This window comes from Burkholderia sp. 4M9327F10 (assembly GCF_005503145.1).
Lineage (GTDB): Bacteria > Pseudomonadota > Gammaproteobacteria > Burkholderiales > Burkholderiaceae > Paraburkholderia.
The window spans coordinates 70,084-77,437 of the sequence record NZ_SCNV01000039.1 but is presented as its reverse complement, the minus strand read 5'-3'; the positions used below and the strand labels follow the sequence as shown (position 1 = coordinate 77,437).

Sequence of the window (7,354 nt, the reverse complement as noted above, 5' to 3'; positions counted from 1 at the left end):
GCACGAGATCGGCCTTGAAACTGTTGCGCACTGCCGCATGGACAGCCGTCAATTCCAATCCGGCGATCAGCGAAGGATCGACCTCTATCTGAAGGGCAATCGACCTGCCCAGAGAGGTCGCGAGCGCGGCGCGACAACTCTCCTGTTCCTGCAAGCTCAGCGCGCGTGGTGCGGAAAGCGAAAGCACGCCGCCATTTGCGCCGAGTTCCGCGCGAACCTGGGCGGGCAGTTGCGCGATCCCGTCGACGAGACCGTCGACAAAACCGCTCACGCGGGTACTATCAGGCAGCCGGTCAAGCAGCTTTACCGCAATGTCGACGGCCAGATACGTCGCCCGGTCCGCAACACGTTTTTCCTGTTCGAGGCGCGCGGTCTCGGCTTCGGCGGCTGCTGTCGCGCGCAGCCTGTCCGCGTCCGCATGCGCCGCCGCCAGCAGCACGGCCTTCTCGCCCTCAACCTCCGCAGCGATCGTTTTCATGCCCTCCGCCCGCGCAGCGACTAGACGCTGCGCTTCGCGAGCCGCCGTATCGCGTTCAAGGACCGCTGCGAGCTTCGCCGCGTCGGCGTCCGCGATCAGCGCCTGCGCCGCTTTCTGACGCTCGGCGATGATGTTCGCGACCGGACGGAACAGGAAGCGCGCCAGCAGCCATATGAGCACGAGCGCATTGATCGTCTGCAGGGCGAGCGTGGACCAGTCGATTCGCATCGCCGCCGCCTATTTGACGAACGGATTGGCAAAGAGCAGCAACAATGCGATCACCAGGCAATAGATCGCCATCGTTTCGATCATGGCAAGCCCGACGAAGAGCGTGCGCGAGACGGTTCCAGACGAGTCCGGCTGCCGCGCGATCGCATCCATCGCGGCTGCGACTGCACGGCCTTCGGCAAGCGCCGGCCCGATCGCGCCGAACGACACGGCGAGCGCCGCGGCGGCGATGCTGACAACTTCGATGAGGTTATTCATTAGATCTCGCCCTTTTTTACGCTGACCTGGTTATGGGTATCGCTGATGGCCGCACCGATGAAAACCATCGCCAGCACGGAAAAAATATAGGCCTGGACGGCGCCGGTAAGCAGGTCCAGCGCCATCAGCGGAATGGGGACGAGCAGACCTGCGAGCGACAGGATGATGCCGATCACGAACACACCGCTCATCACGTTGCCGAACAGACGCACGACGAGTGAGAACGTCCTGGTAATCTGTTCGACAACGTTCAACGGGATCATGATCCAGCTCGGCTCGGCGAACGCCGCAAGGTAGCCGGCCGTGCCGCGCGTGCGGATACCGTAGAAAATCGTGGCGCCCAGTACGATCAGCGCCAGTGCGGCATCGGTCTCGATATGCGCGGTCGGCGGCGTCACCCCGGGCACCAGCGCGGACCAGTTGGCGATCAGCACGAAGAGGAACAACGTGCCGATCAACGCACGATAGGTGGCGGGCCCGGTTTGCATGGTGTCGCGAATCTGCTGGTCGATCGTAACGACCAGCAGCTCAAGAGCGGTTTGCCGCCGGGTCGGCATGATCGACAAACTTCGGCTCAGCAAGGCAGCCCCTACGGTCACCAGAATCATGATCGCCCAGGTGACGAGTACCGGCTCCGTAATGGATAGCTGGCCGATATGCAGCAGCGGCGCGGTCGCAAGCGGTGAGGTAGTCATCGGCCACCTCCGTGGTGGCGCACCGCGACAGTACGCGCCAGTAGAAACCCCATCATGCCCGCGAGCAGCGCCAGAGCACCGTCATGGGCGAGCATCAGCAGCAGCGCGCCGGTGAGCGCGAACCTGGCAAGCTGCAAGGCCAGCGCCGCCGTCGCTTTACCCGCTCCAAACAACGGCCAGTTCCAACGCAGCGACATGAAGTGCCACGCGCCGGCCAGGGTTCCGATTGCGAGCCCCAGCGCGAGTTGGGTCGCTATCGACGGTAGTGGACTATTCATGATGGTTCCGTTGCTGGCGATGCATCCATTTCCATGCCGACCAGAAGCCCACCGCCGCGCCGATCATCAGAAGAGGCGCCGAGAAGAACACGCGCGTGCCGAAGGTCCGGTCCAGCCAATGTCCCAGCGCAAGGCCCATGAGCGTCGGCAGGACGATGGCCCAGCCGAGGATGCCGATCTGGCCGAGGCGGCTGCCGAGCGACGGCTCCGGCTCCTCGCGCCCGCGCGAATCGCGCTCGGCGGCCTGCCGGGCGGCGTCGGCGATCCGCTCGTCCCGCGGCTTGCGCTCGTTGGCGTGGCGCCCGTTCATCGCAGGGTGCCTCCGAGGTTCTCCGCGCCCGCGCCGTCCGCGCCTGCGCTCGGGCGCAGATAGCGCAGCATCTGGCGCACAGCCCGTGCATGCAGCCTCAACTGGTCGACGCGGGCGCGCCGCGCCGCATCGACGTCGCTGGCGTGGCGGTTGCGAACGCCGGCTTCAAGACCTGCCAGGGAGTCGCCGGGAATCGCTTCCCTGCATGCAATGGACACCTTCGTTCCGTGCAATACCAGCAGCACCCCGCCATCGATCGCGCAGAAGTGGAGCGAGCCATCCGCACACGTCCAGCGGACCACTGAGGGCGTGAGCAGCGTGACGAAGTCAGCATGTCCCGTCCGGATGCCGAACGAGCCGCTTTCATCTTCCGCCCGCAGGGAGACGATCTCGACAGCGTCGAACCACACATGCGACGGCGTCGCCAAGGTGAGCGTCAAGGGTGTGCCACTCATTTCGACTGCTCCGGGGCGACGGCCACGCCGTTTTGCGCTGTGGTTTGCTCTTTAAGCCGGCCTTCTTCAAGTGTGCCAATCATGTAAAGCGAGCTTTCCTGCCACGTATCGCACCCGCCTGCCAGAATCGCCTTGCAGCCGGCGATCGTATCGGCAAGCGCCACCGAACGGCCCGCTTCGCCCGTAAAGGCTTCGGTCACGGCGAACGGCTGCGTCAGAAAGCGCTGCAAGCGCCTCGCACGCCCCACGAGGGTGCGGTCCTCGGCACCCAGTTCCTCGATACCGAGCAACGAGATGACGTCCTGCAGCTCACGATAATGTTCGATGATCCGGCGCACCTCAGTGGCGACCTCAGCGTGCTCCTCGCCGACCACCAGCGGATCGAGCAGGATCGACGACGAAGCAATCGGATCGATCGCCGGATACATGCCTTCGGCGGCCATCGAGCGCGACAACACGACCACGCTGTCGATGTGCGTGGCGATCGCGGTCACCGCGGGGTCGGTGAAATCGTCAGCCGGCACGTACACCGCTTCGATTGCGGTGACCGAGACGTCGCCGACCGACACGATGCGCTCCTGCAGGCTTGCGACTTCGCTCGCCAGTGTCGGCTGGTAACCGACTCGCGAAGGCATGCGCCCCAGCAGGCCCGACACCTCGGCACCCGCCTGCACGAAGCGAAACACGTTGTCCATCAGCAACAGAACGTTCTGCCGGTGTTCGTCGCGGAAATACTCGGCGATTGTCAGCGCTGTAAAAGGCACGCGCCAGCGCGCGCCTGGCGGCTCGTTCATCTGTCCATAGACCAACACCGTGCGCGCCAGCACGCCGGAGGTGCGCATGTCGAGGAGCATTTCGTGCCCTTCACGTGAGCGCTCGCCGACGCCCGCGAATACGGAGATTCCTTGATAGCGCTCCACCATCGCATGGATCAATTCCATCACCAGCACCGTCTTGCCGACCCCTGCTCCACCGAACATGGCGGCCTTGCCGCCCCGGGCGAGCGGCGTGAGCAGATCGATCACCTTGATGCCCGTGGCGAACAGCGTCGTGCTGCCTTTCTGCGACGCGAGCGGCGGTGCTGCGCGATGAATCGGGCGGCGCTCGGTCTGCACGGGCAAGGCTTCGCCGTCGTCGCGTACCGCTCCGGTCACATCGAGCAGCCTGCCCAGCACGGCTTCGCCGACAGGTGCATCGATGGGCCCGCCGCTGACGCTCACGCGGGCGCCGCGCCGCAGTCCCGCCGTCGATTGCAGCGCTAGCGCCCGCACCGTTGTTTCGCTCAGGTGAGCTTGCACCTCGGCGAGAACCGGCGGGAGATCGTCCGACAGGATAAGTAGTGCATCGTTGACTGCGGGAAGCCTATCGTCGGCAAACATGACGTCGACAACCGCGCCACGCACGGCGAGCACATGCCCGTCGCGCGTGGCCGACGGAATTGTCGAGAGTGGTGTAGCCAGATGAGCCGACATTGTTGGACCTCCGTACTGCCGCGTTCGAACAGTCTGAAGATACCGCCGCAGCCAGCCGAAAAACTGATCTCCATCAAACCTGCCGGGAATGACCCTTAAATAGGCGTGAGCGGTAGCCCGATTTCTCCATTCCCCGTTACGACGAAGCGTCAATGAATGGCCGGAAGTTCATTTCGACTGCGCGTATCTGTTCTGCGCAAGTCGAGTACAGCCACCCCGGATTGCCATCGGCCCGATACATGCCGCGGCACATTGCTTTCAGTCTGATCGTCGAGGCGCCGCTATCGTCGGTGGTCCTCGTCGCCCAAGCATAAACCGCGCCGAACGTATGCGGCTCGGCGGTTTCGATTGCCGTTTCGTCTGCACGGCGGATGGGTGTGATCGAGCGTTGCGCGACGTACGTCTTCGTCAGGCTCCATAGACGATCGCAGTCCGTGCGCGCAGAACAATCTACCCACGCGTGGGCACGCGCCTCCTCGAGCTGGATCTCCGTATCGCCGACCTTGGCAACGCATGCCTGGGTGGTGCATGCCACAAGCCCCGCGACAGCAAGCACGACAAACAGCCTGTTGTTCATATCCGCTCGATCCCTCGACGAATCAGCACATCCATTCAAGCGTTTTGAATCGGGAGATGTGACCATTTAGCACGCGGGCAAATACGGCCAACGCGGCGTCTGCGCCTCTCCGAGCTTCTGCCGCTGTGACTTTGCATTCGGCGACCGCCGGCTTGCCCGCAAGCTCGCGCATCTCCGTCATGGCTTTGTCGGCGCCGCGTCCGCCGAAGCTGCAAAAGAAAGCAACCTTGGGAAGCTTCGCGCGGTTCTCGATGAGGTATGAGCGAACCGGCGCCGACACCGAACTGGCCCAGACCGGCGTGCCGATAACGACCAGGTTGTACGCCGCGACATCACGTCCGGCCGGAACGATTCCGACGGGACGCTTCCTGATGATGTCGACCAGCGATCGCAGATATCCAGGCACCCCTTTGCGATTGCTGAAATCGCAAATCTCCTCGAGATCGGCGGATAGCATTTTCGCAATCGCCTGCGCGAGCAACCGTGTGGTGCCTGTGCGCGAGAAATAGACGACAAGGACTTTCGAATCGGACATTTCAATCTCCCCACCACACCTGTCGTGCATTCACATGCGGGATTCGCTGTGCATGCCAAGAGCATAGGCGTGGTTGAGAGCGTTCTTATGATCCATGTCAATTGACGGACTTGCCCATCGTCACCGCGCAGCTGGCGTGTAGGGAAACGCTGACACGGATGCAGGACATCCTACGCAAAGCTCGGCGCCACCTGATTTGTTTCGACCAGCCGCTGACCAATACTGATTTTCAAGACAAGCAGGAATCGATTGCCCCGGCGACGTCCTCAGTTCCCCCGTCGAAGTTGACCCGTAAGGAGACCGGCCATGTCAAACGCTAACTCTTCCGCCAACGCCGCGACCCCGGCCGCCCCCTCCAATAACACGCGAAACGCCGCGAGCGAGTTCGATGAAATCCTCTCACTGGCCCGCGAGGCCGGGATGCTGATCACGCTGGACGGGCAAATCGGCCGCGAGAGATACCAAAGCATCGCAGGCTCGCTTCACGCCTTCAGGCGCTTCGCCGAAGCGCTTGGCGAGAGCTTGACCCAACGCGCGACGATCTGACGAAGCGTACGGTTCACTTGCCATAAGAGGTGACGCAATGAAGCTGACATTTCTAGGTGCGGCCGAAACCGTCACCGGCTCGAGATATCTGCTGGAAGGAGCCGGCGTCCGGGTTCTGATCGACTGCGGACTCTTTCAAGGTGCAAAGAATCTGCGTCTGCGTAACTGGGACGCCTTCCCGGTTCCGGTCGAAACGCTCGACGCCGTGATCCTGACGCATGCCCACCTGGATCACAGCGGCTATCTGCCGGTCCTCGCACGAATGGGATATCGGGGACCGGTTTATTGCACTCGCGGCACCCGCGATCTGTGCGAAGTGATGTTGCGCGACAGCGCCAAATTGCAGGAAGAAGAGGCTGCCTTCGCGAACCGCCATGGGTTTTCGAAACATCATCCGGCGCTGCCGCTATACACGCTCGAAGACGCCGAAAAGGCGCTGCAACTGCTCGTGCCACGCGAGTTCGATGTACCGAAGCAACTGAACAAACAAGGGTGCTTCCGGCTGTTGCCGTCCGGGCACATTCTTGGGGCTTCCAGCGTCGTGGTGTGCATGGAAGGCAAGGTGATTGCGTTCTCAGGCGACGTTGGCCGTCCGAACGATCCGACCATGCGCGCGCCAATGCCGTTTGCGCACGCCGACTACCTGGTGGTCGAGTCCACTTACGGGGATCGTCTGCACGAGACGCGCGATCCGGCCACCGAACTCGCCGAGATCTTCGAACGCACCTTCCGGCACGGCGGTGTCGTCGTGATTCCGTGCTTCGCGGTCGGCCGTGCGCAAACCATTCTTCACTATATCGCCCGTCTGAAGGCCGCAGGCCGGATGGCCAATGTGCCGGTTTATCTCGACAGCCCGATGGCGTCGAGCGTCACGCAACTGTACCGGCATCACGTCGGCGAGCATCGCCTCACGATGACCGAGGCCAACGCGATCAGCAGCGCAGCCGAAATGGTGCGCACGGTCGACGAATCCAAAGCCGTCTCGGCCCGAGGCGGTCCGATGGTGGTGATCGCCGGCAGCGGGATGGCAACCGGCGGGCGAGTCGTACATCACCTGAAAGCGTTCGCGCCTGATAGTCGCAATACCATCGCGCTGGTCGGTTATCAGGCTGCCGGCACACGCGGCGCGGCGCTTGCCGCGCATGCGAGCGCGATCAGGATTCACGGCGACTATGTGCCTGTGCGGGCTTCAGTTGTCACGCTTTCGTCACTGTCCGCGCATGCGGATTACCACGAACTGACGACATGGCTCCGCTCCATCTGCGTGCCGCCGGAGCGAACGTTCATCACACACGGCGAGCCTGCCGCCGCTGAGACGCTGCGGCGTCATATCGAAGAAGCGCTTCACTGGCGCTGCGAAGTGCCCATCTACCTCGAATCCGTAGAACTGCCCGGATCGGTCGGCGATGCCGACGTTCATCCATGTGCGGCAACCGCGATGTCCGACCCTGATATGGCTGATCCAGATCAATCGGCCGGCCAGCCCGAAGTGAGCTAATCAACGTATCTTGAAAACCAACGA

General features: G+C 62.9%; 11 protein-coding genes. 2 read left to right on the top strand and 9 right to left on the bottom strand.

Annotation, left to right across the window (positions count from 1 at the left end):
* The 9 genes from FFS45_RS28180 to FFS45_RS28140 all read right to left on the bottom strand — a co-directional run.
* A partial coding sequence (locus FFS45_RS28180; RefSeq protein ID WP_137957912.1) for a F0F1 ATP synthase subunit B occupies positions 1-706 on the bottom strand: 706 nt, incomplete at its 3' end.
* 9 nt (positions 707-715) lie between these two features.
* A complete protein-coding gene (locus FFS45_RS28175; protein ID WP_137957911.1) occupies positions 716-964 on the bottom strand; it encodes a F0F1 ATP synthase subunit C in 249 nt (82 codons plus the stop codon).
* Positions 964-1,659 (bottom strand): F0F1 ATP synthase subunit A, encoded by a 696-nt coding sequence (locus FFS45_RS28170; RefSeq protein ID WP_137957910.1) that lies wholly within the window; start codon positions 1,657-1,659, stop codon positions 964-966. Before FFS45_RS28170 ends, FFS45_RS28175 begins: the two co-directional genes overlap by 1 nt.
* A complete protein-coding gene (locus tag FFS45_RS28165) occupies positions 1,656-1,937 on the bottom strand; it encodes an ATP synthase subunit I (protein ID WP_137957909.1) in 282 nt (93 codons plus the stop codon). Before FFS45_RS28165 ends, FFS45_RS28170 begins: the two co-directional genes overlap by 4 nt.
* A complete protein-coding gene (locus tag FFS45_RS28160; protein WP_137957908.1) occupies positions 1,930-2,247 on the bottom strand; it encodes an AtpZ/AtpI family protein in 318 nt (105 codons plus the stop codon). The genes FFS45_RS28165 and FFS45_RS28160 overlap by 8 nt, the downstream gene beginning before the upstream one ends.
* The gene (locus FFS45_RS28155; RefSeq protein WP_137957907.1) at positions 2,244-2,702 is read right to left on the bottom strand and encodes a F0F1 ATP synthase subunit epsilon; all 459 of its coding nucleotides are present in this window, start codon (positions 2,700-2,702) and stop codon (positions 2,244-2,246) included. The genes FFS45_RS28160 and FFS45_RS28155 overlap by 4 nt, the downstream gene beginning before the upstream one ends.
* Positions 2,699-4,174, bottom strand: a complete 1,476-nt coding sequence (gene atpD, locus FFS45_RS28150; RefSeq protein WP_137957906.1) for a F0F1 ATP synthase subunit beta — start codon at positions 4,172-4,174, stop codon at positions 2,699-2,701. The genes FFS45_RS28155 and atpD overlap by 4 nt, the downstream gene beginning before the upstream one ends.
* 136 nt (positions 4,175-4,310) lie before the next feature.
* A complete protein-coding gene (locus tag FFS45_RS28145) occupies positions 4,311-4,751 on the bottom strand; it encodes a hypothetical protein (protein ID WP_137957905.1) in 441 nt (146 codons plus the stop codon).
* 22 nt (positions 4,752-4,773) lie between these two features.
* The gene (locus FFS45_RS28140; protein WP_249362964.1) at positions 4,774-5,208 is read right to left on the bottom strand and encodes a flavodoxin; all 435 of its coding nucleotides are present in this window, start codon (positions 5,206-5,208) and stop codon (positions 4,774-4,776) included.
* Between the two features lie 384 nt (positions 5,209-5,592).
* Between FFS45_RS28140 and FFS45_RS28135 the strand changes: the two genes are divergently transcribed.
* Both FFS45_RS28135 and FFS45_RS28130 read left to right on the top strand, forming a co-directional pair.
* On the top strand, positions 5,593-5,832 hold the full coding sequence (locus tag FFS45_RS28135; protein ID WP_137957903.1) for a hypothetical protein: 240 nt from the start codon (positions 5,593-5,595) through the stop codon (positions 5,830-5,832).
* A 37-nt stretch (positions 5,833-5,869) separates the two neighbouring features.
* Positions 5,870-7,330: an MBL fold metallo-hydrolase gene (locus FFS45_RS28130; protein WP_137957902.1), complete on the top strand. Its 1,461-nt coding sequence runs from the start codon at positions 5,870-5,872 to the stop codon at positions 7,328-7,330.
* Positions 7,331-7,354 lie beyond the last annotated feature (24 nt).

Coding starts and splice junctions, on each gene's coding strand:
- FFS45_RS28175 (WP_137957911.1), bottom strand. CDS start 964: ATGAATAACCTCATCGAAGTTGTCAGCATCGCCGCCGCGGCGCTCGCC.
- FFS45_RS28170 (WP_137957910.1), bottom strand. CDS start 1,659: ATGACTACCTCACCGCTTGCGACCGCGCCGCTGCTGCATATCGGCCAG.
- FFS45_RS28165 (WP_137957909.1), bottom strand. CDS start 1,937: ATGAATAGTCCACTACCGTCGATAGCGACCCAACTCGCGCTGGGGCTC.
- FFS45_RS28160 (WP_137957908.1), bottom strand. CDS start 2,247: ATGAACGGGCGCCACGCCAACGAGCGCAAGCCGCGGGACGAGCGGATC.
- FFS45_RS28155 (WP_137957907.1), bottom strand. CDS start 2,702: ATGAGTGGCACACCCTTGACGCTCACCTTGGCGACGCCGTCGCATGTG.
- atpD (WP_137957906.1), bottom strand. CDS start 4,174: ATGTCGGCTCATCTGGCTACACCACTCTCGACAATTCCGTCGGCCACG.
- FFS45_RS28145 (WP_137957905.1), bottom strand. CDS start 4,751: ATGAACAACAGGCTGTTTGTCGTGCTTGCTGTCGCGGGGCTTGTGGCA.
- FFS45_RS28140 (WP_249362964.1), bottom strand. CDS start 5,208: ATGCTATCCGCCGATCTCGAGGAGATTTGCGATTTCAGCAATCGCAAA.
- FFS45_RS28135 (WP_137957903.1), top strand. CDS start 5,593: ATGTCAAACGCTAACTCTTCCGCCAACGCCGCGACCCCGGCCGCCCCC.
- FFS45_RS28130 (WP_137957902.1), top strand. CDS start 5,870: ATGAAGCTGACATTTCTAGGTGCGGCCGAAACCGTCACCGGCTCGAGA.